Annotated in this window: 25 protein-coding genes and 1 tRNA gene; 12 read left to right on the forward strand and 14 right to left on the reverse strand. The window is 64.7% G+C overall.

Annotation, left to right across the window (positions count from 1 at the left end):
• Positions 1 to 26 precede the first annotated feature (26 nt).
• The 4 genes from mnmG to ACP7BL_RS10695 are packed head-to-tail and all read left to right on the forward strand — an operon-like array spanning position 27 to position 4,181.
• Positions 27 to 1,871, forward strand: a complete 1,845-nt coding sequence (gene mnmG / locus ACP7BL_RS10680) for a tRNA uridine-5-carboxymethylaminomethyl(34) synthesis enzyme MnmG (RefSeq protein WP_426258299.1) — start codon at positions 27 to 29, stop codon at positions 1,869 to 1,871.
• Positions 1,868 to 2,485, forward strand: a complete 618-nt coding sequence (gene rsmG / locus ACP7BL_RS10685; RefSeq protein WP_426258300.1) for a 16S rRNA (guanine(527)-N(7))-methyltransferase RsmG — start codon at positions 1,868 to 1,870, stop codon at positions 2,483 to 2,485. Before mnmG ends, rsmG begins: the two co-directional genes overlap by 4 nt.
• Entirely contained in the window at positions 2,482 to 3,273 is a 792-nt protein-coding gene (locus tag ACP7BL_RS10690) for a ParA family protein (protein ID WP_033967503.1), read from the forward strand. The genes rsmG and ACP7BL_RS10690 overlap by 4 nt, the downstream gene beginning before the upstream one ends.
• Positions 3,270 to 4,181 (forward strand): ParB/RepB/Spo0J family partition protein, encoded by a 912-nt coding sequence (locus tag ACP7BL_RS10695; RefSeq protein ID WP_033967507.1) that lies wholly within the window; start codon positions 3,270 to 3,272, stop codon positions 4,179 to 4,181. The genes ACP7BL_RS10690 and ACP7BL_RS10695 overlap by 4 nt, the downstream gene beginning before the upstream one ends.
• A 7-nt stretch (positions 4,182 to 4,188) precedes the next feature.
• On the opposite strand, the gene ACP7BL_RS10700 is transcribed toward ACP7BL_RS10695, so the two are convergent.
• Genes ACP7BL_RS10700 through ACP7BL_RS10715 form a run of 4 tightly spaced genes read right to left on the reverse strand, consistent with a single transcriptional unit; the run spans position 4,189 to position 8,745 of the window.
• Positions 4,189 to 5,211, reverse strand: a complete 1,023-nt coding sequence (locus ACP7BL_RS10700; RefSeq protein ID WP_137903139.1) for a DNA polymerase III subunit delta — start codon at positions 5,209 to 5,211, stop codon at positions 4,189 to 4,191.
• A gap of 21 nt (positions 5,212 to 5,232) precedes the next feature.
• Positions 5,233 to 5,730 carry an LPS assembly lipoprotein LptE gene (gene lptE, locus ACP7BL_RS10705; protein WP_033967511.1) on the reverse strand — a complete coding sequence of 166 codons (498 nt, stop codon included), beginning with the start codon at positions 5,728 to 5,730 and terminating at the stop codon, positions 5,233 to 5,235.
• The gene (gene leuS / locus ACP7BL_RS10710) at positions 5,727 to 8,282 is read right to left on the reverse strand and encodes a leucine--tRNA ligase (RefSeq protein WP_426258301.1); all 2,556 of its coding nucleotides are present in this window, start codon (positions 8,280 to 8,282) and stop codon (positions 5,727 to 5,729) included. Before leuS ends, lptE begins: the two co-directional genes overlap by 4 nt.
• A gap of 13 nt (positions 8,283 to 8,295) precedes the next feature.
• Entirely contained in the window at positions 8,296 to 8,745 is a 450-nt protein-coding gene (locus ACP7BL_RS10715) for a DUF3576 domain-containing protein (protein ID WP_010405938.1), read from the reverse strand.
• Between the two features lie 531 nt (positions 8,746 to 9,276).
• On the opposite strand from ACP7BL_RS10715, the gene ACP7BL_RS10720 reads away from it, so the two are divergent.
• Complete coding sequence (locus tag ACP7BL_RS10720; RefSeq protein WP_310065918.1) at positions 9,277 to 9,702, forward strand: porin; 426 nt, start codon at positions 9,277 to 9,279, stop codon at positions 9,700 to 9,702.
• Here ACP7BL_RS10720 and ACP7BL_RS10725 read toward each other — a convergent pair.
• The gene (locus ACP7BL_RS10725; RefSeq protein ID WP_033967515.1) at positions 9,699 to 10,214 is read right to left on the reverse strand and encodes a thiamine phosphate synthase; all 516 of its coding nucleotides are present in this window, start codon (positions 10,212 to 10,214) and stop codon (positions 9,699 to 9,701) included. The two genes, ACP7BL_RS10720 and ACP7BL_RS10725, sit on opposite strands and share 4 nt — an antisense overlap.
• 22 nt (positions 10,215 to 10,236) lie before the next feature.
• On the opposite strand from ACP7BL_RS10725, the gene ACP7BL_RS10730 reads away from it, so the two are divergent.
• Together ACP7BL_RS10730 and ACP7BL_RS10735 are read left to right on the forward strand one after the other, a co-directional pair.
• On the forward strand, positions 10,237 to 10,917 hold the full coding sequence (locus ACP7BL_RS10730; protein WP_426258302.1) for a YggS family pyridoxal phosphate-dependent enzyme: 681 nt from the start codon (positions 10,237 to 10,239) through the stop codon (positions 10,915 to 10,917).
• On the forward strand, positions 10,914 to 11,576 hold the full coding sequence (locus ACP7BL_RS10735) for an HAD family hydrolase (RefSeq protein WP_426258303.1): 663 nt from the start codon (positions 10,914 to 10,916) through the stop codon (positions 11,574 to 11,576). The genes ACP7BL_RS10730 and ACP7BL_RS10735 overlap by 4 nt, the downstream gene beginning before the upstream one ends.
• Here ACP7BL_RS10735 and ribA read toward each other — a convergent pair.
• The 4 genes from ribA to ACP7BL_RS10755 all read right to left on the reverse strand — a co-directional run bounded on the left by ribA (position 11,573) and on the right by ACP7BL_RS10755 (position 16,614).
• On the reverse strand, positions 11,573 to 12,634 hold the full coding sequence (gene ribA, locus ACP7BL_RS10740) for a GTP cyclohydrolase II (protein ID WP_126849193.1): 1,062 nt from the start codon (positions 12,632 to 12,634) through the stop codon (positions 11,573 to 11,575). The two genes, ACP7BL_RS10735 and ribA, sit on opposite strands and share 4 nt — an antisense overlap.
• Entirely contained in the window at positions 12,631 to 13,425 is a 795-nt protein-coding gene (locus tag ACP7BL_RS10745) for an exodeoxyribonuclease III (RefSeq protein WP_426258304.1), read from the reverse strand. The genes ribA and ACP7BL_RS10745 overlap by 4 nt, the downstream gene beginning before the upstream one ends.
• Positions 13,426 to 13,636: 211 nt before the next feature.
• Positions 13,637 to 14,248 carry a LolA family protein gene (locus ACP7BL_RS10750; protein WP_126849194.1) on the reverse strand — a complete coding sequence of 204 codons (612 nt, stop codon included), beginning with the start codon at positions 14,246 to 14,248 and terminating at the stop codon, positions 13,637 to 13,639.
• 62 nt (positions 14,249 to 14,310) lie between these two features.
• Complete coding sequence (locus tag ACP7BL_RS10755) at positions 14,311 to 16,614, reverse strand: FtsK/SpoIIIE family DNA translocase (protein ID WP_137903141.1); 2,304 nt, start codon at positions 16,612 to 16,614, stop codon at positions 14,311 to 14,313.
• A gap of 126 nt (positions 16,615 to 16,740) precedes the next feature.
• Here ACP7BL_RS10755 and ACP7BL_RS10760 point away from each other — a divergent pair, with 126 nt between their 5' ends.
• On the forward strand, positions 16,741 to 17,958 hold the full coding sequence (locus ACP7BL_RS10760) for a UbiH/UbiF/VisC/COQ6 family ubiquinone biosynthesis hydroxylase (RefSeq protein WP_426258305.1): 1,218 nt from the start codon (positions 16,741 to 16,743) through the stop codon (positions 17,956 to 17,958).
• A 70-nt stretch (positions 17,959 to 18,028) separates the two neighbouring features.
• Here the strand turns inward: ACP7BL_RS10760 and ACP7BL_RS10765 are convergent, their stop codons facing one another.
• From ACP7BL_RS10765 to ACP7BL_RS10775, 3 genes are read right to left on the reverse strand one after another with little or no spacing between them, the layout of a single operon-like run.
• Positions 18,029 to 18,226 (reverse strand): hypothetical protein, encoded by a 198-nt coding sequence (locus ACP7BL_RS10765; RefSeq protein ID WP_033967521.1) that lies wholly within the window; start codon positions 18,224 to 18,226, stop codon positions 18,029 to 18,031.
• Positions 18,227 to 18,237: 11 nt separating this feature from the next.
• The gene (locus tag ACP7BL_RS10770) at positions 18,238 to 18,876 is read right to left on the reverse strand and encodes an LON peptidase substrate-binding domain-containing protein (protein ID WP_033967523.1); all 639 of its coding nucleotides are present in this window, start codon (positions 18,874 to 18,876) and stop codon (positions 18,238 to 18,240) included.
• The gene (locus tag ACP7BL_RS10775; RefSeq protein ID WP_033967525.1) at positions 18,873 to 19,769 is read right to left on the reverse strand and encodes a tetratricopeptide repeat protein; all 897 of its coding nucleotides are present in this window, start codon (positions 19,767 to 19,769) and stop codon (positions 18,873 to 18,875) included. Before ACP7BL_RS10775 ends, ACP7BL_RS10770 begins: the two co-directional genes overlap by 4 nt.
• A gap of 200 nt (positions 19,770 to 19,969) precedes the next feature.
• On the opposite strand from ACP7BL_RS10775, the gene ACP7BL_RS10780 reads away from it, so the two are divergent.
• Together ACP7BL_RS10780 and ACP7BL_RS10785 are read left to right on the forward strand one after the other, a co-directional pair.
• Positions 19,970 to 20,044 (forward strand) — tRNA-Gly (locus ACP7BL_RS10780).
• A 288-nt stretch (positions 20,045 to 20,332) separates the two neighbouring features.
• Complete coding sequence (locus tag ACP7BL_RS10785; RefSeq protein ID WP_126848648.1) at positions 20,333 to 22,654, forward strand: GH92 family glycosyl hydrolase; 2,322 nt, start codon at positions 20,333 to 20,335, stop codon at positions 22,652 to 22,654.
• Between the two features lie 122 nt (positions 22,655 to 22,776).
• Here the strand turns inward: ACP7BL_RS10785 and ACP7BL_RS10790 are convergent, their stop codons facing one another.
• A complete protein-coding gene (locus ACP7BL_RS10790; protein ID WP_426258306.1) occupies positions 22,777 to 23,673 on the reverse strand; it encodes an SDR family oxidoreductase in 897 nt (298 codons plus the stop codon).
• A gap of 96 nt (positions 23,674 to 23,769) precedes the next feature.
• Here ACP7BL_RS10790 and ACP7BL_RS10795 point away from each other — a divergent pair, with 96 nt between their 5' ends.
• Both ACP7BL_RS10795 and ACP7BL_RS10800 read left to right on the forward strand, forming a co-directional pair.
• Positions 23,770 to 24,606, forward strand: coding sequence for a helix-turn-helix transcriptional regulator (locus tag ACP7BL_RS10795; RefSeq protein WP_426258307.1), 837 nt, complete (start codon positions 23,770 to 23,772; stop codon positions 24,604 to 24,606).
• 157 nt (positions 24,607 to 24,763) lie between these two features.
• A complete protein-coding gene (locus ACP7BL_RS10800) occupies positions 24,764 to 25,561 on the forward strand; it encodes a DUF72 domain-containing protein (RefSeq protein ID WP_341204107.1) in 798 nt (265 codons plus the stop codon).
• Here ACP7BL_RS10800 and ACP7BL_RS10805 read toward each other — a convergent pair.
• Positions 25,558 to 26,604 carry a hypothetical protein gene (locus ACP7BL_RS10805; RefSeq protein ID WP_426258308.1) on the reverse strand — a complete coding sequence of 349 codons (1,047 nt, stop codon included), beginning with the start codon at positions 26,602 to 26,604 and terminating at the stop codon, positions 25,558 to 25,560. The genes ACP7BL_RS10800 and ACP7BL_RS10805 overlap by 4 nt on opposite strands.
• Positions 26,605 to 26,631: the final 27 nt, after the last annotated feature.

Here is a 26,631-nt window from a genome sequence, read left to right on the forward strand (position 1 = left end):
CGACGCCTACGACCTAGCGACAGCGTATGAGCGAATTCGATGTGATCGTCGTTGGTGGCGGACACGCCGGCACCGAAGCTGCGGCTGCGGCTGCGCGGTGCGGCGCGCGCGTCGCCCTGATCAGTTTTGATCCGGTAAAGATCGGAGCGATGTCCTGCAATCCCGCGATTGGCGGGCTTGGCAAAGGGCATCTCGTCCGTGAGGTCGACGCCTTCGATGGCCTGATTGGTCGCGCTGCCGATGCTGCGGGGATCCATTACCGCATGCTTAATCGCAGCAAAGGGGCTGCGGTGCAGGGGCCCCGAGTCCAGGCAGATCGTCGGCGCTATGCGGCCGCGATCCAGGCTATGCTTCGCGCCCAGGATGGCTTGGATATCGTCGGCGGTGAAGTCGCAGCCCTGCTGCGCGACGTGGACGGGGTCGTGAAGGGGGTTCGGCTCGCAAGCGGCCAAAGCCTGACGGCCCGCGCGGTGGTCCTCGCCACCGGGACCTTCCTCGGCGGCCGGATGTTTCGCGGCGAGGAGCGTTTCGTAGGGGGCCGGGTTGGCGAAGCTGCAGCCTCGGAACTCGCTGAGCAACTGCGGGCTGCGCGTCTACCAATGGCGAGGCTCAAGACCGGAACCCCCCCGCGTCTGGACGGGCGGACGATCGACTGGGCCCGCCTTGCGCAGCAGCCGAGCGACGCAGACCCATGGACGATGTCACCGATATCGCCGTCCCGTCCCCTGCCCCAATTGCATTGCGCGATAACCCGAACGACCCAGGAAACGCATGCGATCATCCGCAGCGGACTGGACCGTTCGCCGCTATTTGGTGGCGCTATCGCTGGTCAAGGGCCGCGTTACTGCCCGTCGATCGAGGACAAGATCCACCGCTTCGGCGACCGGGACGGCCATCAAATCTTCCTGGAGCCGGAAGGTCTGGACGACGCGACCGTATATCCCAACGGGATTTCGACGTCGCTTCCGGTCGATATTCAGGCAGCGATGATCGCCTCGATCCCGGGGCTTGAGCATGCGCGCATCGTCGCGCCGGGCTATGCCGTCGAATATGATCATATCGATCCCCGCGCCTTGTCGGCGACGCTGGAAGTGCGCGCGATGGCAGGTCTGTTCTGCTGCGGCCAGATCAACGGTACGACGGGGTATGAGGAGGCGGCCGGACAGGGCCTGATCGCGGGCCTCAATGCAGCGGCACATGCGCTGGGCGCTGCCCCGATCATACTCGACCGGGGATCGAGCTATTTAGGGGTGATGATCGATGACCTGGTGCTCCAGGGCATCACGGAGCCGTATCGTATGCTCACGGCACGCGCGGAATACCGTTTGCGGCTGCGCGCCGACAATGCCGAGACCCGCCTTGGCCCGCTTGCGGCGCGCATTGGGTGCCTCGGGCCGGAACGCCTGGGCCGTCTCGAGCGGCGCGCCGAGCAGCGCGTGGCGGTCGAAACCCGGCTCGCGCAATCTGTGACGCAGGATGTTTTGGTTGCGGGAGGCGCGCCTTTGGCTCCCGATCCACAGGCGCGCACGGGAGAGCAATGGCTCCGGGTGGCCGGCGTGGAAATTGGGATGCTGATTCCCGAGCTGATGGGCAGCGTGGAGGCTGCCCTGTTGGCCGAGATCGCCGAGGATGCACGCTATGCCCCTTACCTTTTGCGCCAGGAAACCGAGATCGCCAGCCTGCGCGCGCAGGATGAGATTGCAATCCCTGCTTCGGTTGATTTCGCCGCGATCCCGGGTCTCTCGACGGAGATGATCGAGCGCCTGGCGCTTGCGCAGCCCGAGACATTGGGCTCCGCAAGCCGTATCCGCGGAATAACGCCCGCCGCTTTGACGGCGATCCTGCTGCACCTTCGCAGGAAGGCCGCATGACCGAGGATGAGGCAAAAGCGTGGATTGAGGAGCGCTTTGGACTGGGCGGCGTTGCCGCGATGGCCGCATTTGCGGCAATCGTGCTGGGGGAAACGCGGCAGCAAAATCTGATCGCACCGTCTACGATTGATGCGATCTGGAGCCGTCACATCGTCGATTCCGCGCAGCTGATCGGCTTTGCGGGCGACGATAAGGACAATCGATGGATCGATATCGGCAGCGGAGCGGGTTTTCCCGGGTTGGTGGTTGCCGCTTTAACGGAGCGGGAGGTGTGGCTGGTAGAGCCACGAAAACGGCGCGCGGCCTTCCTCGCAGAGACTGCCGCGACGCTCGGAATTGGCGATCGAACGCATGTCGTGTGCGGCCGAATCGAAAATATGCGCCAGACTGCGGGGATAATTTCGGCCCGAGCAGTTGGGCCCTTGACCGAGTTGTTCGGGTGGGCGAGGGATTGTTCGACCCCCGATACGCGGTGGATCTTGCCCAAGGGCCGGTCCGCTCGCGAGGAGGTGGCCACCGCCGAACGGGAATGGCATGGTGTGTTTCACGTGGAACATAGTCTTACCGATCCGGATTCGTTGATCGTTCTCGCATCAGAGGTGTCACGCCGATGAACGTCATTGCCGTAGCGAACCAAAAGGGCGGCGTGGGCAAGACCACTACCGCTATCAATCTCGGTACCGCACTGGCGGCGACCGGATTGCGCGTGCTGTTGCTCGACCTCGATCCTCAGGGAAATGCTTCGACCGGCCTTGGCATCGCGCGCGCCGACCGCCACCATTCCACTTACGATATCTTGCTGGGGGAAACGACAATCGAAGCGGCAGCGCTACCGACGATTGTCCCTAAACTCGATATCGTCCCCGCCACGGTCGATCTGTCTGGCGCGGAAATCGAACTTGTCGAATATGAGGAGCGGACGCATCGTCTCTCCCGCGCGCTCGCCCGTTCCGATCACCGTTGGGACGTCGTCCTGATCGATTGCCCGCCATCGCTTGGGTTGCTGACCCTTAACGCGATGGTAGCCGCCAATTCGCTCCTGGTCCCGCTGCAGTGCGAGTTTTTCGCCCTTGAGGGGCTCAGCCAGTTGCTGAGCACAGTGGAGCGTATTCGCGAGCGGTTCAATCCCGGCCTGTCGATCATGGGGGTAGCGCTGACCATGCATGACCGGCGTAATCGGTTGACCGATCAAGTCTCCAACGATGTTCGTGCGGTGCTCGGCGGGGTGGTGTTTGAAACCGTTATCCCGCGCAACGTTCGCTTGTCGGAAGCTCCGAGCCACGGCTTGCCAGCCTTGATTTACGATTATCGCTGCCCCGGTTCGGAAGCCTATATCGCGCTTGCCCGTGAATTGATTGCACGACTGCCCAATATCGAACCCCAACCTGCAAGGGCCGCATGACAGACTCGACCGTGCCGCAGAACGCTCCGCAGGCTCGCCCGAAGCCGCGCTCCGGCCTTGGCCGCGGTCTCAACGCATTGATGGGCGATCTGGCCCGCGAGGAGCCGGTTGGCGGGAATAAGGAAACATCGCCCGGTATCCGTTCGCTTCCGGTGGGGTCATTGACGCCGCATCCGGGCCAGCCGCGCCGGCATTTCGATGAAGCTGCGCTTGAGGAATTGGCGCAGTCGATTGCGCAACGCGGGGTGCTGCAGCCCATCGTCGTGCGACCGCACGGGACGGGATACCAGATTGTCGCGGGTGAGCGCCGCTGGCGCGCGGCGCAGCGGGCGCGGTTGCACGAAGTGCCCGTGATCGTTCGGGCATTCGACGATACCGAGACGCTCGAAGTTGCGCTGGTCGAAAATATTCAGCGGCAGGACCTCAACGCGATCGAGGAGGCCGAGGCTTATCATCGGCTGATCGAAGACTTTGGTCACACCCAGGAAGCGCTGGGCAAGCTGGTCAACAAGTCGCGTAGCCATATTGCCAATTTGCTGCGATTGTTGGAACTGCCGACGCCGATCCAGGAACGCGTTGTCACCGGTACGCTGACGATGGGCCACGCCCGCGCCCTCATCGGGGCGGCCGATGTCGAGGCACTGGCCGATCAGGTCGTCGCGCGCGGTCTGTCGGTACGCGACACCGAGCGACTGGCACGGGCGGCGAAGCCTGCACCGCGAAGCCAGAGCACCGAAAGCGGTGGACGCGATCCGGATCTTGCAGCGCTGGAGCATCAGCTTGCCGATCTGCTCGGCCTCTCGGTACGCGTGACCTATGGTGCGAAAGGCGGCACGCTGGTGCTGTCCTACTCGACGCTCGATCAGCTCGATATGGTGTGCCAGCGGCTCACGGGCGAGCGGATTTAACGCCCGCTTACCCGCGCTGGCGCGCAGCCATCCTTGCGACGGCGACCATCGCCGAATCGGCTAGGACCGCACCTGCATTTGCCGTCGCCATCGTCGCGCGTTCGGCGCGGCGGACTCGATCGATCGCTTCGCTGATCTTCGGTGCAGACCAGATGTGCAGCGCGCGCGCGGTGGTGGCGCGTTCGCGAAAGAATACGCGCTCGATGACGGCGTTAACGCTCGCCCCGCCGTCGATCTCGGCGCGCAGCTCGGCAAGTGTCATCAGGCGTCGTGCCAATTGGCGGAGGAGCGGAATCGGCGAAACCCCGGCAACCCTTAAGCGGCCGAGTTCGTCCGCCAGGCGATCGGGCCCCCCATCGATCGCGGCGTCGATGGCGCGCGAAATTTCTGAATCCCCTAGATCGGCACCGATCGCATCGAGTGTAGCATCGTCGATTTCGCGAGGGCGTTCCGGTGCGGCATCCAGATATAGAGCGATTTTTTCAAGCTCGCGCGTCATCACTGCGCGGTCCCCCCCGGCCGCGAGCGCAATGCGGGCGGCGGTTCCGCCCGTCGTCCGCAGCCCCTGCTCGCGCGCAATGCTAGCGGCAATCTTGTCGGCCTCCCCCGCCTCCGGGACATAAAAGACGCAGGCCATCGCGCGTGGACTGGCGGTCGCAAGTTTCACCAGGGCGGACGACCCCTTCACTGTGGGGGCGATCATGACGACGGGATTGCCCGCCCGTTCGGCGGACAGCAACAGGGTGCATGCCTCAACGCAGTCTTCCCCTGCCCCAGCGACGCGGATGTACCGCGCGGTTCCGAAAAGGGACATGGACGCGGCTTCGTCGGCCAGTCGACCGGGATTGGTCTTTAGCATCCCCGGTTCAAGATCCACACGCTCGGCATCGGGCCCCATGATCCGACCAAGGCGGGCCGCCACGTCGCGTGCTCCGGCTTCGTCAGGGCCGTGCAGCAGGTACAGGCGGATATCGGGATTGGCCGCCACCGCATCGATGGCGCGAGTCAATTGGTTGAGATTGGCCTTCATATGCGGGCCCTATCCATCGGATCAGGGCTTTTCAGGCGAGGTTCGCTGCACATAGGTGGCGACGCGCGCGATGATTTGATCCGCAACGATGCCGGAAAGCCGCTCCAGCGCGGTGTTCTCCGCCGCGATCGTGGCATATTCGGAATTGACCACGTCGATTCCGGCATCCGAGCCGGAGGCCGCATCCAGCAGCACCGCACCATTGCTTAGATCGATAAGTTGATAGCGCGCGCGCAAGGTGCGGCGTTCGCGCGAAATGCTGTCGTCGCGGCGAACGCCAAGCCCAACGATCTTGTCGTCCAGTTTGACCTCGAGCCGATAGTGCGGGGTAGCGGCCGAGTGCAGACGATCGCGCAAGGCGTTGGCCATGAGCCATCCAGCTTTGCCCTCGATCGGCGCGACATCGACCTGTGCCAGCGTGATCGCAACCGTGCCGGAGCTTCCACCCGAATAGAGCGGGTGCAACCCACATCCCGACAGAGCGAAACCGGCGGTTACAAGGGCGAGGGCAAGCCTCATGCGACGATGTTCACAAGGCGGTCTGGCACGACGATCACCTTTCGCGGCGGTTTGCCGTCAAGGATGCGGACGATCTTTTCCGAAGACAGCGCTGCTGCCTCAATCTCTTCGCGTGCCAAGCCCTTGGCCAGCACGAGCGTATCGCGCAGCTTACCATTGATTTGTACCGCGACCGTGACTTCGTCTTCGATCAATAGCGCGGCGTCTACGGTCGGCCAGGGGGCGTCGGCGATGAGGCCGGGCTTGCCTGCGGCGGACCATGCTTCCTCGGCCAGATGCGGGGCCATTGGCGCGATCAGGCGCATGAGCGTATCGATCGCGGTATCGCGCGACGCCGACGCTTCGGCGCGTTCGATCGCATTGACCAGTTCATACAGCTTGGCGACGGCCTTGTTGAACGCGAGCGCTTCGATATCGATGGCAATGCCCGCGATGGTCTGATGCAGCTTGCGCTCGAGCGCGATATTGTCGGTACCGGTCTCGAGCCCGCTGCGCTCGCCGTCGAACAGCCGCCACAGCCGCTGGATAAAGCGCCACGATCCTTCGATCCCGGATTCGCTCCACGGCAAATCCCGCTCTGGCGGCGAATCCGACAGCATGAACCAGCGCGTGGCGTCCGCCCCATATTGATCGACGATGCCGGTCGGGTCGACGGTGTTCTTCTTCGACTTCGACATCTTCTCGACGCGGCCGACCGTTACGGTTTCGCCGGTCAGGCGCTCGATATAGCCGTCGCCGTGCTTCTCGATCTCGTCCAGCGAAAGCCAGCGCGACTTGGTGATCGAATCCACGCCGTCGCTGCCGAGCTCGGTGATCTGGCGGCTATAGGTTTCGTGCGTCACCATGCCCTGGGTGAACAGCCCGGCAAAGGGCTCGGCAATGTCGAGCATGCCGATATGCCGCAGCGCGCGCGTCCAGAAGCGGGCATAGAGCAGATGCAGGATCGCATGCTCGACCCCGCCAATATATTGCGCGACCGGCAACCATTGCTCGGCCACAGCGCGGTCGAACGGCTTGTCCTTGGGCTGGCTGGCGAAGCGAATGAAATACCAGGACGAATCGACGAAGGTGTCGAGCGTATCGGTCTCGCGTCGCGCAGGGGCACCGCAGGACGGGCAGGCGACATGCTTCCAGGTCGAGTGACGATCGAGCGGATTGCCGGGGATGTCGAAGGTCACGTCCTCGGGCAGCACCACGGGCAGCTGATCCTTGGGCACGGGCACCGCGCCGCAGGCATCGCAATGGATGATCGGGATCGGCGTGCCCCAATAGCGCTGACGGCTGACGCCCCAGTCGCGCAGGCGGAACACCGTCGAGCCGGTGCCCCAGCCCTCGTCTTCGGCGCGGCTGATCACCGTCCGCTTGGCGTCTTCAACGTCCATGCCGTCGAGGAAGTGCGAATTTACCAGCGTGCCGGGCCCGGTATAGGCGGTGTCGCCGATGAACACCGGATCGGTCTCCTCGCCGTCGGACACCACGCGGTGCACCGGCAAGGCGTATTTGCGCGCGAAATCCAGGTCGCGCTGGTCGTGTGCCGGCACGCCGAATACCGCGCCGGTGCCATAGTCCATCAACACGAAATTGGCGATATAGACGGGCAACTGCCGATCGGCATCGAACGGATGCTGCGCGGTCAGCCCGGTGTCGAAGCCAAGCTTCTCCTGCGTGTCGAGTTCAGCCGCCGTCGTCCCGCCGCGCTTGCACAAGGCGATAAAGGCGGCCGCATCCGCATTTCCTTCGGCCAGCGCCTGCGCGATCGGATGATCGGCAGCGACTGCGACGAAGCTCGACCCGAAGATCGTATCGGGGCGCGTCGTGAACACCTCGACCGAACCACCGTCGGACAGCGCGAAGCGGAATTGCAGGCCCTGGCTGCGGCCGATCCAGTTTTCCTGCATCAGCTTAACCTTGTCGGGCCAATGCTCGAGCGATCCCAGGCCTTCGAGCAGCTCGTCGGCAAAATCGGTGATCTTAAGGAACCATTGCGACAGCTTGCGCCGCTCGACCAACGCGCCTGATCGCCAGCCGCGCCCGTCAATCACTTGCTCGTTGGCGAGCACGGTCATGTCGACCGGATCCCAGTTGACCGAGCTTTCCTTGCGATAGACCAGCCCGTGCGCGAACAGGTCGAGGAACAGCGCTTGTTCGTGGCCGTAATAGTCCGGCTCGCAGGTCGCCAGCTCGCGGGTCCAGTCGAGCGCGAAGCCAAGCCGTTTGAGCTGTGCCTTCATCGTGGCGATATTGTCGCGGGTCCAGCCGCCCGGGTGAACGCCCTTTTCCATCGCGGCATTCTCGGCCGGCATGCCGAACGCGTCCCACCCCATCGGATGCAGCACTTCCATGCCCGTCATCCGGCGATAGCGCGCCAGCACGTCCCCCATGGTGTAGTTGCGGACATGCCCCATATGGATCCGCCCCGAAGGATACGGAAACATTTCAAGAACATAAGAGCGCGGCTTGGGCGAATCGTCGCGTGCGGCGAAGGTGCGGGCGTCATCCCACACCTTCTGCCAAGCCGCGTCCGCCTTCAGCGCGTTGAAGCGTGACGCCATGAGAACGGGGATCCTACTGGGCTACGGCAGCGCGGCGCAGGTCACGCGCTTTGGTCAGGATGATATCTTCCAGCTTCTGCACCGTGGAGGCTTCGACCGGGGCCGCGACCCACTGGCCACCTTGATTGACCTGGCGCAGCGCGGCGACGCGAAGGCCATCGGCGCGAAGGTCCTGGTCGAGGATCGTTACCGTAACCTTGATCCGCTCGGCGGGGGCTGCCGGGTTGATATACCAGTCGGTCACGATCACCCCACCGTTGGAATCGGTCTGCAGCAGCGGCATGAAGCTCAGCGTGTCGAGGCTGGCACGCCACAGATAGGCGTTGACGCCGATCGTGGTCACTTTCGAAGCGGCGAGATCGGCGCTTTGCGGCCGGGCACGCTTATGGGCGCAGGCCCCCAGCGACAAAGAGGCGGCAAGAGCGAACGAAACCACGATCGCGGTGCGTGGGCGGCGGGTCATCGGCGGTTCCTGAACAAAACTGGGTGTTGGGGGACGTCGGTATCTATAGAATGTCTCGCGCATGCCGCAAGCGACACATCCAGCGCCTCCGGGTGCGTGCGCCGTGTGTGTCCTTCGAGACACTGTCTTGAGAAAATGAGTCAAGATAGTGGCGGTGCGGAATTGAATCGTGATAGGCGCAATGACACATGACGGTACCAATAAGGTGCTGATAAGGGGCTTTGCGTGTTTTCTGCTCGTTGGATGTCCGGGATTGCTGCGGGAGCGCTAGTCGCCCTCGGCATCGCTGTGGCTCCGGCAGTTGGCGCTAGCGACATGCCTGGCACGCGACCTGCGCCCAAGCGCAACGCACTTGCGGTGCGGGGAATCGGCTCTTTCACGCCGGCTTCAGCGGATCCTAGGCTCGCGGCTTTGTTCGCGCGCGGCGGTCTCGATACGAGCGGTTTTCGTTTCACACCATCGGATGGCCGACGAGACGGCTCGCATGCGGTAACGATCGCAATTCGTGCACGGTCGGCGCGTGGAACCACGGTGGTCGATCGCAGCGCGCCTGTTCCCGCTGCGACGGTCAACCTTACGCCGATCGCTTATAATCTCGGCGTCGCGGTCGGGTGGAAGCGCTTTGCACTGTCGGGCGATGTGTCCAAGGTCGATTTGGCGGGGCTGCCGGGTGGTCGCGAAGCAGCCGAAGTCGGGGTCAGCTACACGGGCAATCGCTTCACCGGTCGCGTGAAGGCGGGTGCCGATCGTCCGCTCGCGGGCGCGCCCAAGCTGATCGAAGACGCACCGGCTTACTCGATCGACGTCGGCGGTTCCTATTCGCTGACGCGTCGCCTCGATGTGACGGCAGGCGTGCGCTATAAAGACGAGCGCGAGCGTTTGATCACCCAGCCGAACACCGATACCGGCCGCCGCGACAGCCAGGCGGTGTATATCGGAACCGCCTTCCGCTTCTAATCGGTGGCGGCACTGCGGGGGGTCAGCCCGTCAATAGCCGCCCAACCCGCGAAACCGAGTCTTTTCAGAAGACGGAATCGGTGTGCCGTCACGCCGCCAAGCGCAATTGCGGGAAGGCCGACAGCGCGCGCAATCTGCGCCGCGCGTATTGGCCCCAGGGCGCGGGCTCCCGGATGGGTTCGCGTCGGATAGACGGGCGACACCAGAACAGCATCGGCTCCGGCGCGCCGCGCCGCCATTCCTTCCCGCACCGAATGGGCAGCACCCAGCCGGACCGGCTGCCGGTCCCCTCCAGGCTTCACCAACACCAGGCCGCGTCGCCGTGCGAGTTTTGCGATGCGGTTGAACGTGGCGATCCGCGCTGCCTCCGGTGTCGCGAAGTGGCGAAAGACAACCCCGCTCCCGCGGGGCAGCGCCGCCAGCGCCGCCCATAAGCCCTCGCCCATCCGTTCGTCGGTCATCAGCCACAGTGTGGGGAGTGCGCGAGCGCTTATGGGGTGACGAACAGCCATGTCGCCGCCTATAGCGCCGCCAATGGCCAACGACGACCCCACCACCACACCCGCTTCCGCGCTAGCCAGTGTCCAGGCGACGATCGCCCGCGCCGCCGCGCTTGCCGACCGTAATCCCGAGGGCGTGACGCTGATCGCGATTTCGAAGACCAAATCCGCCGCCGAAATCGCGCCTTTGCTGGCGGCGGGACAGCGCGTTTTTGGCGAGAATCGCGTACAGGAAGCGCAGGACAAATGGCCCGCGCTACGCGAGTCATTCCCGGATATTACGCTGCATCTGGTTGGGCAATTGCAATCGAACAAGGCCGAGGATGCAGTCGCGCTGTTCGACGCGATCCATTCGATCGACCGCCCTTCTCTCATCGCCGCGCTCGCCCGCGCGATGGAGCGGCAGGGTCGCCGCCCGGCGTGCTTCCTCCAGGTCAATATCGGCGACGAAGCGCAAAAGGGGGGCTGCCCGATCGGCGACCTCCCTGCCCTGCTCGACGCGGCTCGTGCGGCGGATTTGCCGATCGCTGGCCTGATGGCGGTGCCGCCGGCAGGGACCGAGGCTGCGCCCTACTTCGCGTTGCTTGCCAAGCTGGCGCGAGACCACGGCCTCGCTGGGCTCAGCATGGGCATGTCGGGGGATTATGAGACGGCGGTGATGCTGGGGGCGACACATGTCCGCATCGGCAGCGCCTTGTTTGGAGCGCGTGCATGAAGTTCGACGGCATCATCTTCGATTTCGACGGCGTCCTGATCGAAAGCGAAGCGGTCGGCAATCGCCAGATTGCGGCCTATCTGACGAGCATCGGCCATCCGACGACGCCCGAGGATTCCTTCGCCAATTTCATGGGATTGTCGGGCGCATCCTTCATCGGCGCGATCGAAAACTGGATCGGCCGGTCGCTGCCGGAGGACTTCCACGCCGCGCGCAGCATCGAGGACCAACGCGCGATGCGCGACGGCGTCGATGCGGTCGAGGGCGCGGTCAAGTTCGTGCTGAGCCTGCCCGCCGATTTGCCCAAGGCGATCGCCTCGTCGAGTACGACCGCCTGGATCGCACGCCACCTCGAGCATATCGGTCTGCGCGAGGTGTTCGGCGACCGGATCTTTTCGGGCAAAGAGCATGTCACCCGCGGAAAGCCTGCGCCGGATATCTATCTCCACGCCGCCAAGGCGCTTGGCATCGACATCGCGCGTGCGGTGATCGTCGAGGATTCGCCCGTAGGAGCAACCGGCGCGGTTGCGTCGGGTGCGCACGTCATCGGTTTCGTCGGTGCGACGCATTGCGGCCCCGATCATGCCGCCAAGTTGCGCTCGATCGGTGTCGATGCGGTGGCCGAAGACTTCGATCAGATCGCCGCTTTGGTCGCCTAGAACTGGTGGCCGGTGCGGTCGCGCTTGGTCGCGAGATAACGCTCGTTATGCGGGTTTGCGGGCAGGATGTGCGGCACGCGCTCGACCACAGAGATCCCTGCAGCTTCGAGCTGCGCGACCTTTTGCGGGTTGTTGGTCAGCAGTCGAACCGATCGTTGGCCCAGCAAGTCGAGCATCCGCGCCGCCACTGCAAAATTGCGTGAATCGACGGCAAAGCCCAGCCGCGTATTGGCATCGACGGTATCGAACCCCTGATCCTGCAGCGCATAAGCCCGCAATTTGTTGATCAGGCCGATGCCGCGCCCTTCCTGGCGCAGATACAGGATCATGCCCCAGCCACTCGCCGCGACCGCATCGATCGCGGCATGGAGTTGCGGTCCGCAATCGCATTTCAGGCTGCCGAGCATATCGCCGGTCAGGCATTCGCTGTGCAGCCGCACCAGCGGGGGGCGACCATCGGGCTTGCCGATCAGCAGCGCGATATGCTCGCCGGGCATTTCGGGGGTGCGAAATGCGACGATCTCGGCGTCTTCCGCGCCCGCCACCGGCAGATGCGCGCGCGTCGCGATCGTCAGGCGTGCGGCATTCTCATGGGCATCGACATCATCCGGCGTGATCACCAACGCCGCCGATTCGCCCGGCAATGCGAAGAAAGCCGGTAGCATCCCCGCGATCCGTGCGAGGCGCAGCGCCGCCGCGCCGGCATCGCGTTCGGCCAGGCATAGGGCGCGGAACGGGCCCTTCATCGGCACCTGAAGGTCAAATTGCGGATCTGCCAGCGCGGTCGCAGTCGCGAAATCGAGCCATGGCGCGCGCTCGATCACGACGGGCGCATCGGGTGCGGCGGCGTCGCGCTGATTGGCGAGCGTCAGGGTGGCTGCGCGTCCGGCGGAGAGCAAGATGCTCGCCACCCCGCCCGGGTCGAACGCGGCGAGCCGCGCAGGGTCGGCGGTTTCGATCGGCAGCAGCGCCAGGGTGCCGTCGGCCCCGGCAAGGGCTATCGGCCAGCCACGGCGTAAGGCATCAATGGCAAGCGCTGTCTTGTGGGGATCGCTCAAACGTCGAACTCGGTCATGATGGGGACGTGGTCGGAAGGTTTCAGCCAGCTACGGCATTCTTCGAAGACATGGTGACGCCGCGCGGTCGCGGCAACATCTGCCGTCGCCCACATATGGTCCAGCCGCCGACCGCGATCGTTGACCGTCCAATCGGCCGAACGATAGCTCCACCAGGTATGAAGGCGCGCAGGTGCCGGGAAAAAATGCCGCCCGAGATCGACCCAGCTGTTGGACGCCTTGAGCCGGTCAAGCGCGGCGACCTCGATCGGTGTATGGCTGACGTCGTTCAGCAATTGCTTGTGGCTCCACACGTCGGATTCCAGTGGCGCGATGTTGAGATCCCCAACCAGCAGCGTCGGCACGGCAAGCGATTCGGACCAAAGTGTCATCCGCTCCAGAAAATCGAGCTTTTGGCCGAATTTGGGGTTCACTTCGCGATCGGGCACGTCGCCGCCGGCCGGGACATAGACATTCTCGATCCGCATGCCCGATTCGAGCCGTACCCCGACATGACGCGCCTCGCGGTTGGCTTGCCAGTCGAACCGGTCATCCTCGACCAGCGGCACCTTGGACAGAATGGCGACGCCGTGGTGCATCCGCTGCCCATGCAGCACGATATGACGATAGCCGAGCGCGCGGAACGAAGCGGTCGGGAAGTCCTGGTCGATCACCTTGGTTTCCTGCAGGCACAGGATATCGGGCGCGGATTCGCGCAGGAATTTCTCAACAATCTCGATGCGGAACCGTACCGAGTTGATGTTCCAGGATGCGATCTTGAGCAAAGCGGTCATCATCCTGCTCTAGCGAGGCCATGCCTGCCACGCCAGCGGTGGCCGCCCCGGACATGGAAAGGCCCTCGCTCCGGGGGCATGGAGCGAGGGCCGACCTAGCGTTCGTCACGCAGGCGGGAAGCGAAGGTTCGGGTAACAGGGGGAAATCCCGAACGTCCTCATCCGCGAAACCGTCTTTATGCGCGGCAACCTGTCGCCAATATGAATGAAACTATTTTTTCCCGGTCGGGCGCACAGGATCGCGCCACTGAAAGGCATTGTCGGCGACGGGCGCGTTGAACCGCTGGTTCGACAGCCGGATGGTCGTACGATTGTTCTGCGAATCGAGCGCGACCCAGCCCTGCAACATCAATCCGCCCGGCGCAGTCGGATTGCGCGCGAACACCAGGCTGATCCGGCCATATTCCGGATGCTTGGGGTCGGCTGCGTCCACGGCGATCACATTGGGATTGTCCGTCGTGACCACGGAAGCGATCTTGCTCATATCGCGCGAGGGATCGAGCAGGATGCCAAGCGGGGAACCGGCGATCGGCCAGCGTTGCTTTTGGGCGACCGAATAATCGAGGAACCACAAGGATTTTCCGTCACTGACGATCAGGATCGGCACGCCTTTTTCATATTGAAAGCGGATCTTGCCGGGCTTCTTCAGCGTCAGCACGCCAGTCAGCACCTTCCCCGATCGGTCCGTCTGGGTGAAGGTCGCCGTCATGCTTTCGACTGCGCGTAGATGATTTTGCACTTGTGCCAGGTCGCCGACCGGGGCGGCCGCCACCAGCGCGGGGACTGCGAGCAAAGCGAAAGCAGGTTTAAACTGGTTGAACACACATATCTCCTGATCGGCCGCTATACAGCGCCACCGGCTTGAACCCGCTCTGAACCGCAGCCTTAGACGGGATGACCGTCGCGGTCGCGCAGCACTTCGCGGCGGCCGACATGATCGGGGCGACCGACGATATTGTCCTTCTCCATCCGCTCGATCAGCCGCGCGGCGCTGTTATAGCCAACGCGTAACTGGCGTTGCAGCCACGAGGTCGAGGCTTTTTGGCTCTCCACCACCAACTGCACCGCCGCGCGATATTGCTGGTCCTCGGCCGAATCTTCGCCGATCGGCGCGCCGTCGAGCGCGAAGCCGTCCTCCGGCTCTTCGGTCACCGCCGTGTTGTAGTCGGGCCGCCCTTGCGCGCGCCAGTGATCGGCTACCGCGCGCACTTCGTCATCGGATACGAAGGGCCCGTGCACGCGCACGATGCCTTTTCCGCCGGGCATATACAGCATGTCGCCCTTGCCGAGCAGCTGTTCGGCCCCCTGCTCGCCCAGGATGGTGCGCGAATCGATTTTGGAGGTGACGTGGAAGCTGATTCGCGTCGGCAGATTCGCCTTGATCACACCGGTGATGACGTCGACCGACGGGCGCTGCGTTGCCATGATGAGGTGAATGCCGGCCGCGCGCGCCTTTTGCGCCAGCCGCTGGATCAGGAATTCGACCTCTTTGCCCGCGGTCATCATCAGGTCGGCCAGTTCGTCGACAATCACCACGATCTGCGGCAGCACCTGATAATCGAGCGTTTCCTCTTCATAGATCGGCGCGCCGGTGACGGGTTCATAGCCGGTCTGCACCTTGCGCCCGAGCGGCTGGCCCTTGGCCTTGGCCGCGCGCACCTTGTCGTTGAAGCTGGCCAGGCTGCGCACGCCGAGCGAGGACATTTGCCGATAGCGGTCCTCCATCTGCTCGACCGTCCATTTGAGCGCGCGCACCGCCTTGGCCGGGTCGGTCACGACGGGTGCGTAGAGGTGCGGAATGTCCTCATACATGCTCAGTTCGAGCATCTTGGGATCGATCATGATCATCCGGCACTCTTCCGGCTTGAGCCGATAGAGCAGCGACAGGATCATGCAGTTGAGCCCGACCGACTTGCCCGAACCCGTCGTACCCGCAACGAGCAAATGCGGCATCGGGGCGAGATCGGCGATGACGGGATCGCCCGCGATATTCTTGCCCAGCACCAGCGACAGCGCGCCCGGCTGATCGTCGAGCGAATCGATGAGTTCGCGCAGGCCCACCGTCTCGCGCCGCGCATTGGGCAACTCGATACCGATTACGGTGCGCCCGGGAATGGTGGCCACGCGTGCCGACACCGCCGACATGTTGCGCGCGATATCGTCGGCGAGCTGAATGACGCGGCTCGCCTTGATGCCGGCCGCCGGTTCCAGTTCGTACATCGTCACCACTGGGCCCGGTCGCACATTGATGATCGACCCCTTGACGTGGAAATCGCTCAGCACCGTCTCCAGCAATCGCGCATTGCGGTCGAGCGCAACCTTGTCGATCGGGCCACCGACCGAGGGTGGAGTCGGCTTGAGCAGATCGACCGAAGGCAAATGCGACTTGTCGCCGAAGTCCATCGACGTCTGCTTTTCGCGCGGCTTGGCGGTGGTGACCGGCGTCATTTGCCGTTCGGAAATGACCGGACCCGGTCGGACATCGGGGGTCGCCACCGCACGCGGCATCGACAATTTGCGCGGCGATTCGGGCACGAATCGCTCGGGTTCGATCTCTGCTGCGCCGCGCCGGTCGGTCAGTCGCTTCGGCTCGCGTGGCGCGCGGGCCGGTCGTTCGGCCATGTCGATGGTGAAGCTATAGGCCCATAGCGCCAGCCCGCAGAGGCCGACAATCGCGGCCGCACCGCGCGTCGTCCACAGCACCGCCTCGCTATTCCCGATCAGCGCAATCGCGGCGCGGAGCAGGTCCGACACGGCAAGGCCGAGGATCCCGCCCCACCCGGCCGGCAACCACCCCACCGCCGCGCCGGACACCAGCGCGAATGCGGAGCCGAGCAACGCGATGCCGCCCGCTGCGGTGAGCAATATCCGCCGCCAACGCCCAACGGGCACGTCGCGCCACAGCCGCAAAGCAATCAGCAGCAGCGTCGGTAGCAACAGCGCGATTCCCGGACCCAGCAACCAGAAGGCTCCGTCGGCGACCAAAGCCCCGCCGCGCCCCAACCAGTTGCGCGCCGGGCCGGCCGAAGCCGTATTGAGCGACGGATCGCTGGCATGATAGCTCGCCAGCGCAATCACGATCACCACCACCAACGTCACCAGCGCGATCGCAGCGATCAACGCGCCGCTGCGCACCGCGCCGGCCCGGACGGTTTCACGCCACAACGGTGGCTGCGCGCGGCTCGCCATGCTTTCCAAATCCCAAATGTTCGCTGTCTGTCCCCAGGAATCATCGCGCGCGCGCGGGCTTGCGTCAAGGCTGGAGCGGTGGGGCGAAGCCGTTGGCACGCCCCCGCCGAAGCGCTACAGCGGGCTATGAACCAAGCAGACGTCATCATTCTCGGCGGCGGGCTCGTCGGCAGCGCGCTCGCCGTGGCGCTCGATCGGCACGGGCTCAGCGCCATCATCATCGACATCGCCGATCCGGAGGTGATCCTTGCCGCCGGCTTTGACGGCCGCGCTTCGGCGATTGCCGGTGCGCCGTGGCGGATGCTCGGTGCGATCGGTGTGGCCGATCGTCTTGCTGCTTTTGCCTGCCCGATCCAGGGGATTCGCGTCAGCGATGGGCTGGAGCCCGGTGCGCTCGATTTCGAGCCGGATGCGGGCGAGGATGCGCTTGGGCATATGGTCGAGAATCGACGGCTGCGCGCGGCGTTGTTCGAAGCGGCATCGGCGGCCCCGCTGGTCGACGTGCGGATGAAAACGCGCGCGGTCGCGGTCGATCGCGGTGAACACGGCGTTACCGTCACGCTCGATTCGGGCGCGGTCGTCACCGCGCCGCTGCTGATCGCGGCAGAAGGTCGCAATTCACCGACGCGCGAGGCGGCGGGCCTGCGTGTCGCGCGCTGGACGTATGACAATGCTGCGATCGTCACGTCGCTGCACCATGAACACCCCCATGAGAACATCGCCTTCGAGATCTTCTATCCCGATGGTCCGTTCGCAATCCTGCCACTCAACGATGATGAACAGGGCCACCGCTCGTGCATCGTCTGGTCGGTGACGCGCGATCAGGCCCCGGGGATGATGAAGCTGTCCGACCGCGGTTGGCTGGCCGAGGCGGACAAGCGTATCGGCGGGTTTCTCGGCGCGCTCGGGCCGCTTGGCAAACGGATGAGCTATCCGCTCGGCTTTCACCATGCTGCCAAGATCGTGTCGAACCGGCTGGCGCTGGTCGGTGACGCGGCGCACGGCATCCACCCGATCGCGGGCCAGGGTGTCAATGTCGGTTTCCGCGACGTGGCGACGCTGGTCGAAGTGCTGGTCGAGGGCAAGCGCACCGGGCTCGACCTCGGCGATCCGCAGTTGCTCGCACGCTATGATCGTTGGCGCAGCCTCGACACCTTCATGGTGGCGGCGGCAACCGATGGGCTCACGCGGCTGTTCGGCGTGCCGGGCAAGACCGCCAACGCGGTGCGGCGTTTCGGCTTGTCGGCCGTGCAGCACATGCCCCCGCTAAAGCGCCGCTTCATCGCCGAAGCGCGCGGCGAGAGCGGCGACGTACCCAAGCTGCTGCAGGGAATGACGGTTTAGCCGCGAGCGGCGGCGCAGGTCGCTGCGTTGATTGGGGTCGCGCGTCCACCGGTAGCCCGCAGAGCCGTGGTCAGTTGCGCACATTTTCCCCGGCGGCAGGCGGCGCACTGGCTGTCGCTGCGATACGCGCGTCCTCGTTGCCAATCCGTCGCTGCGTAGCGACATGTTCCACCGCTGCCGCCTTTTTCGGGTCGAACAGCGTGGCGAAGAACATCCCGATCATCATCGCCGCGCCGCCGAGGCGGCCCTTGCGCTTGGCCTTGCTCATTGCGCTTGCCTCTATTGCAGCGTCACCGAATCCTCGCCGTCATGCCGCCCGAAGAACTGCATGAGCTGGATGATCAGTTCGGCGCGGTTCTCGATACCGCCGGCTTCCAGCAACGCCTGCTTTGCCGCGACGTCGAACGGGGCGATCTGCGCGATCCCGTTGACCAGCGATTCGTCGTCGAGCCGCGCTACCGCGTCCCAATCGACCGCATAGCCCTGCGCATCGGCAAAGGTGCGCGATTCGCTTTCCAGCGCGGAGCGGCGCGACAGCGAAAGCATTTCGGGGCTGGCAGGGCCAGCGATCAGTTCGGCCTCGACCTGGCGGAAAGCCGTGGCCACATCCAGCTCGCGCACGATCCGGAACAGCGACAGCCCTTCGAGGATGAGGTTGTAGCGTCCGTCCTCGCTTGCCTCGAACTCGGCGATCTTGCCGACGCAGCCAATGTCGAACAGCGCGGGCCGTTCGACGCGATTGGCGGCGTTCGCGGGGAGGGTGGGTCGCGGCTGCACCATGCCGATTCGCCGGTCGCGCGCCATGGCGTCGGAAATCATCGCGCGATAGCGCGGCTCGAAGATGTGCAACGGCAAATGCATCCTCGGGAAGAGCAATGCCCCTGCCAGCGGGAAGATCGAGAGCCGCGTCGTCGTCACCCGAACAGGATTGCCGACAGCTTGCGCCGCTGCGCCGACACCCACGGATCTTCGAGTCCGACCACCTCGAACAGCTTGAGCAACTGCGTCCGCGCGGCACCCTCGTTCCAGCTGCGGTCATCGGCGATCATCGCCAGCAGCGTGGCCGCAGCCCCGTCGCGGTCACCCGCTGCCATCTGGCCACCGGCCAGGGCAAAACGCTTGTCGAAATCCTGCGGATTGGCAGCGACTTCGGCGGCAAGCCCAGCCAGATCATCGACCGGCTTGGCCTCGCGGGCCAGTGCCAGCGCACTGCGCGCGCGCTCAATCTCGGGCAGCTTGGCTATCTCTTCGGGCAACGCCGCGATCGCCGCTTCGGCGGCATCGGTCTGCTTGTCGGCAACCAGCGCGCGCACCATTCCCGAAAGAACGGCCGGATGCTCGGGGGCCATTTCGGCGAGCTGTGTGAATACGCTGACGGCACGCGCGGCATCGCCCTCGACCAATACCTGCTCGCCCATCGCGATCAGCGGTTCGAGTTCGGCTTCCAGGCTTGCCTCGGTGCTTTCGATCGGCAGCTGCTTCAAGATCTGGTCGAGCATGGTGCGCAACTGCGTCTCGCTGCGCGCGGGTGTCAGGTCCGCGACCAATTGCCCCTGGAACATGGCATAGACGGTCGGGATCGACTTGATCTGGAATTGCGCGGCGATGAACTGATTCTTGTCGGTGTCGATCTTGGCCAGCACCACACCCTTGTCGGCATAAGCGGCAGCAACCTTTTCGAGCAGCGGCGTCAGCGCCTTGCACGGCCCGCACCATTCTGCCCAGAAATCGATGATCACCAATTTGGTCATCGACGGTTCGACGACGTCGCGGCGGAAGCTTTCCACGGCTTCGCGTTCGGCGCTGCTCATACCCAGGGTAGCCAAGTGTCGCTCCAATCCAGTGTGCCCGGCCTTATGTGGTTGCTCAGGCCGCGAAGCCAACCCTTTTCGCATGATTGGGGCAGGGAATGCACTTTGCTGCGATAAGGGGGTTGCCGAGTCCGCATGTCGCTGTTAGAGCCCGCCGCCTTACCCGCCCAGTCAGCGACTGATTGGGCCGTAACGCCAGAGCGGGCGTAGCTCAGGGGTAGAGCACAACCTTGCCAAGGTTGGGGTCGAGGGTTCGAATCCCTTCGCCCGCTCCAGTTTTCCGAATCGGCAGTTCACAGCGTGAATTGCTCCGGCACCAAAACCTGAAATCCCCTTGGAGTCGCACCGATCGCGGGCCTTCTCCTATGTCCCGACGGGGGCTGACGCGAATTTGAAGTCTGGCGGTGTGCGGCGTTCGATCTTCCGATCGACCCAGCCGGGCCCAAGGTTGAGCTACCTGCTTTTTGCCTGCCGCCATTTTTGACGCTCCCGGAAGCGACATCCGTTGATACGGTCCGATGCGCGGCCTTCCGCCGAACGCGCAGCAATGCTCTAAGCGTGCTATGAGGATTGCCCGTATACACCTGCCGCTGATTTTGATCGCTGCGCTTGCCGCCGCGCCGCTTGGCGCACAATCCACCTTCGACCACGTCGATCCGATGATCGGGACAGGTGGTGAAGGGCATACCTTCCCCGGGGCTGCGGCACCGTTTGGCATGGTGCAGCTGAGCCCCGATACCGATACCGGCCATGTCATCCGCGACAGCTATAAATGGGCGGCGGGATATCGCTATTCCGACCCGACCATCGAAGGCTTTTCAGCGACCCATTTCTCGGGCGCAGGGCATTCCGATCTCGGCGATTTCCTGGTGATGCCGACGTCGGGCGATGCTGTCCCGCTCGAGCCCGGCGACGTGGCCAAGCCGGGGTCGGGCTATCGATCGCGTTTCAATCATGCAAGCGAGGTGGCCACCCCGGGCTATTACGCCGTGACCCTGACCGATCCAGCCGTGCGAGCCGAGATGACTGCGGGCACGCGGATCGGGGTGCATCGGTACACCTTCGCCCCGGGCAAGGCCGCGCATCTGGTGCTGGATCTGCGGTCATCGCTCTACAATTATCCGGGCAAGGTCTTGTGGGCCTCGCTTCGGCTGATGCCGGACGGCACGCTGGTCGGCGCGCGGGAGACGCGCGGATGGGCACCGGACCGCAAACTGTATTTAGCGATGCGCTTCTCAACCCCGCTCGCCGGGCACGCCTTCATTAGCACCGAGAAGGACGTCGCTTACCGCGGATTCCAGGGCCCGGGGCGAGGAACCGACGCCGTCGCGGAACGATCGGGCCGCGCGCTCGTCGCGCGGCTCGATTTCGGCGCACTCACGTGTCCACTCGAGGTGAAGATCGCGATTTCATCGGTCGATGAGGCGGGCGCGGTTGCCAATCTCGCCAGCGAACCCGGCGATTTTGATGCCGTGCACGCCCGCACGACCGCAGCCTGGCGCGCAGCGCTCGACGTCCTCGAGATCGCAGCACCCGTCGCGATGCAGAAGAGCGTTGCCACGGCGTTGTATCACAGCCTGCTAGCCCCTTCGGTGGCTGGAGATGCCGACGGCCGGTATCGCGGGCCCGACAACCAAGTGCATCGCGCAACCGGTTATACTTTCCGCTCGACCTTCTCGCTATGGGATACGTTTCGCGCCGAACACCCCCTGCTGACATTGGTGCAACCGGCCAGCACCACGAACGACGTGGTGCGCTCGCTCGTTGCGAGCCGCGAGAACAGCCCCGATGGCATCCTGCCGGTATGGCAGTTCCAGGGACGCGAGACCTGGACCATGATCGGCTATCATGCCGCTCCGGTTATCGCGGATGCCTATCTGAAAGGGATTCGCGGGTTCGATGCAAACGCCGCGCTCGCCGCGATGGTGGCGAGTGCGACCTATGCCCCCTACGGCGGTCTCGGCGACTATATGAAGCTTGGCTACGTACCGATCGACCGCGAGCCAGAAGCCGCCTCGAAGACCGTCGAATATGCCTATGACGATTGGACCATCGCCCGCATGGCACGCGCGATGGGGCGCAGCGACGTCGCCGCGACCTTCGAGAAGCGCGCGCACAACTGGCGCAACAGCTTCGATGGAAGAACCGGTTTCGTTCGCGCGCGCAAGGCGGACGGCAGCTTCCGCACCCCGTTCGACCCGACCGCCATCAATTACGGATCGGATTATACCGAAGGCAACGCCTGGCAATATAGCTGGTTCGTACCGCAGGACCAGGCGGCGTTGACGACCGCGCTCGGCGGCGATGCCGCGACGATTGCCAAGCTCGATGCGATGTTCGATTACGACACTTCGAAGCTGGATTACAGCCACGCCGAGGATATCGCCGGGCTGATCGGCCAGTACATCCACGGCAATGAGCCGAGCCATCACGTCGCCTATCTTTACAGCTATGCTGGCGCGCCGTGGCGTACCCAGGCGCGGCTGAAACAGATCGTCGAGAGCCAATATCATCCGACCCCCGACGGTCTGTCCGGCAATGATGACCTCGGGCAAATGTCGGCATGGCTGGTCTTCACGGCGCTGGGCTTCTACCCGGTGACGCCAGGCAGCCTCGAATATGTGATTGGTCGGCCGTTCGTCGATCGGGCGACTTTAACGCTGCCTAACGGTAAGCGCCTCACCATCGTGGCGGACGGGCTCGACGACAGCCATCCGTTTGTGCGATCCGTCAGCTTGAACGGTGTCCCCATAACCCGCGCCTATCTGCGTCACGACCAGATCATGGCGGGCGGAGAGTTGCGGTTCACTATGCAATCGAAGCCAAACACGGCGTGGGCGGCTCGACCTGCAGATCGACCGTATTCGAGCAGTCAGACGCGATGAGGTCGAAGGCACGCGGAGGTGCCTGGGCGCTTCACCGTAACGCTGTCCGTTCAGGTTCGATATTTGCGGTTTTCGGCGGTCCTGGTGGCACGGGCATGGCCCGCAACAGCGGTCGATGCGCCCTAGGCGAGCGCCGAATAGTCCATTGCGGCGAGGTCGGTGAGCAGATCGGGTCCCGTCGGCTCCCATCCCAGCCGCGCGCGCGTCCAGGCGTTCGACGCGACCATGTCGAGCGCTGCGAAGGGGGCCATCCAGCCAAAATAGCGTTCGACTTCGTCGGCCGCGATCGAGCGGACCGGCAGCCCGCTTCCCTTCCCGATCGCTTCAGCGATGGCGCGCGCCGTGACGCCCTCCTCCACCGACGCATTGTAGCGCGCGCCCGGTTCGCCCTTGTCCAGTGCCAGGACGTAAAGCTCGGCGACGTCGCTGACGTGCGCGGCAGACCAGCGGGTCTTGCCCTCGCCCAGATACGCGATCGCACCGGATCGGCGGGCCTCGGCGATCAGCGGCGTGATCAGTCCGGCCCTGCTAGTGTCGTGGACCTGCGGCAGCCGGATGGTGCGGACATCGATGCGTCGCGCGATCAGCGCCGCGCCAGCAAGCTCGGTCGCGATACGCGGATTGGCGTGGCGCGGGTTTAGCACGTCCTCGGTCGCCGGGCCGCCGTTGAGCGGCGTGCCGATGCCAACGCCCGAGGTGATCAGGATCGGCTTCTGCGTCCCCTCCAGCGCCTCGCCCATCGCGGCGATGTTGCGTTGGTCCTTCTTGGTATTCTCGAAAAATGTCTGGAAATTGTGATCGAACGCGCAATGGATCACGGCATCGGCCGCCGCAGCGCCGCGGGCGAGCGTCTCGAGCTGTTCGAGGTCGCCACGGTGGACTTCGACGCCGACCGCTTCGAGGTGCCTGGCACCGGCCTCGGAACGGGTGAGACCGAGCACCTGATGGCCGCGATCCAAGAGTTTGGGAATGACGTGCGAGCCGATGAACCCGGTCGCGCCGGTCAGGAACACGCGCATAAAATAGTCTCCTTGTGCCGGGGCGGCATATCGCGATCCAGGAGAACCTGTTAAAGTAGTGACCTTATCATGGTATAACCCGTAACAGGATCGATCATGGCCGGCGAAACGCCCAACCTGCTCGGAGCCTATCTTCGCGACCGCCGCACCCGCCTTGACCCTGTGGCATTAGGGTTCGACAGCAGTCGACGGCGTACGCCGGGGCTGCGCCGCGAGGAAGTTGCCAGCCGCGCGAACATCAGCCCGACATGGTACACTTGGCTGGAGCAGGGGCGCGGTGGCGCGCCATCAGCCGACGTACTGGACCGCATTGCCAAAGGGCTGATGCTGACCGAGCCGGAGCGCGAGCACCTCTACATGCTGGGCCTCGGCCGCCCGCCGGAGGCGCGTTACCAGGCCGTCGACGGGATCTCCCCCCGGCTGCAACGCGTGCTGGACGGGATGGTGCTGAGCCCCGCGATCGTCAAAACAGCAATGTGGGATGTTGTCGGGTGGAACCGGGCGGCGGCGCTGCTGCTGACCGATTACGCCAAGCTGCCGCGCGAAGACCGCAACATCCTCCGCCTGATGTTCGGGAGCGATCAGGTCCGCCTCCGAAACGCGGATTGGGACGGCGTCGCCCGCTTCGTTGTCGGTGCCTTTCGCGCGGACGTAGCGCGCGCCGGTGCCAATAACAGCGCGGCAGTAACCAAGCTGGTCAGTGAATTGTGTCGCGTGAGCCCGCAGTTCGAGGCCCTGTGGCAAGACAATGATGTGGTGGCGCACGGCGAGGGGGTAAAGCGCATCCATCACCCAGAGGCGGGGCTGCTTGCCATGGAATTCTCGTCCTTCGCGGTCGAAGGGCGGCCCGAACTCGGGATGATCATATACAACCCCGCCACGCCCGCGGATGCCGATCGACTGCGCGCGCTGTTGGACGCTCATGACGATTGATGGAGATCGGGCGGCCCCGAAACGGAGATCGTCCACTCGCCGACCAGTCCGCGCCGTGACAGAGGCCGAAAAGCCAAGATTTCCAACTTTCGCGGTCCCGCAGATACCGGCATCGCGGCGGTGGCACGCGATGCGCGTCTGGTTTAGCTTCGGCCCCATGACCACAGGCAAAATCCGAATCGGCATTGGCGGGTGGACCTATGAGCCGTGGCGCGGGGTGTTTTTCCCCGATAAATGGCCGATCAAGCGCGAACTTGAATATGCGGCGGCACGGCTGACCGCGATCGAGGTCAACGGGACCTATTATTCGTCGCAAAAGCCCGCGACGTTCGCTTCCTGGGCAAAGGCGGTGCCGGACGGTTTTGTGTTCGCGCTGAAGGCCTCGCGCTATTGCACCAACCGCAAGGTCCTGGCCGAAGCAGGCGAGTCGATCGCTCGCTTCACGGGGCAAGGGATTGTCGAGCTCGGAGATCGGTTGGGGCCGATCCTATGGCAGTTTATGGCAACCAAGCAGTTCGATCCCGATGATTTCGGGGCCTTCCTCAAGCTGCTGCCGCGGCACCAAGATGGGGTCGCGTTACGTCACGCGGTGCAGGTTCGACACGCCAGTTTCCAGGTTCCCGAATTCGTCGCGCTGGCGCGGGCCGCCGGTGTGGCGATTGTCTATGCCGATTCGGCGGACTATCCCGCGATTGCCGATGTCAGCGGCGATTTTGTCTATGCCCGGCTCGAAGCCGCAGTGGAGGAAGAACCCACCGGCTATGCGCCTGCAGCGCTGGATCGCTGGGCCGATGTGGCGCGCGGCTGGGCCCGGGGCGAGGCACCCGATCCCCTGGTGCGTTTTGCCGAGCCCGCGCCCGAAGTCCCCCGCGATACCTTCGTGTTCTTCATCAACGGCGCAAAGGTGCGCGCGCCGGCCGGGGCGATGGCACTGATCGAACGGATCGACGGCTAGCGCGGCTGGGGGGCCGACTCCGGCTGTGGCGTTGCGCCGCCGGGTGCAGCCGCGCCCTGTGCGGTCCGAACCGCCGGTGCTGGCGCGGGCGCGACGGCTATAGCGGGCGCGGCATTGACACTCGGGGCAAAAAGCGCCGCACTTTCGATCGTGTCGAGTGCGCGACGCGCTGCGATGTAACGCCGTGCTGCGCTCGTCCAGCGCTCCGCCCGCGGGGCACCGGGTGTGCGCGAAACTTCGGCGAGGGCCGCCTCGACCTGCCCGGCATCCAGCAAACGGCGCGCGCGCGCGACGCGATCGACCGGCAGCGGCGAAGGTGTTCCCGCCTTGCGCACGACCACCAGATTGCTGAGTTCGCGTTTCAGGCTTTGCCACCAGCCGGTGCTGGCCATCCCGGTCATGAGCTCGGGCGCAACCCCGTCGAGCCCGATGCGCAGATCCTCCAGCGTCACCGGTTCGCGCGCGGCTTGCACGATGGTGGCGATCGCCGCAGGCTGCACGCTACCGAAGCGTTCGCGCAACTGATCCTCGAGAAACCCCAGATTGAGCCCGCGGTCGAGCGCACGGCGAGCGGCGAAGGCGACCATCAACCCCTCGCTCCGCGTCGCATAGCCAGAGGCGCGCCGTGCATCGCGATCGATCGTTCCTGACCGTGCTTCCAGATCGCCGATCTTGTCGGCCAGTTCGGCTTCGCGGCTGGACAAGGCGGCAAGGTCGATCGTCGGGACCGGGGCGTTGGTCTTGCTCGGCACGATTACGACCGGCGCTTGTCCGTTGCTGCCAACCGGTAGCGTGACGGTGGCGACCGGCTTGGTGTCGCCGCCCCTGACGAGGCGCAAGATGACGAAAGCGGTGGCGCTCGCCCCGATCAGGAACGCGATCAGCCCGAGCGCGATCGCCCGCCGCCAGCCGAGGCCGTCCGACGTCGCGACCCGGGGGGGCGGCACGAAGGGCGGCACGGTACGCGCCGCGACCGGCTCGACCTGCGGCGAATCGAAACGAGCGGGCGCGGTTTCGGGGACGGGAGGCGGTGTGTCGTCCATAGCTGCCTTATCGGGGCCATGACGCGG

The sequence above is a fragment of the Sphingomonas sp. DC1600-2 genome (assembly GCF_049897605.1).
Taxonomy (GTDB): Bacteria; Pseudomonadota; Alphaproteobacteria; order Sphingomonadales; family Sphingomonadaceae; genus Sphingomonas.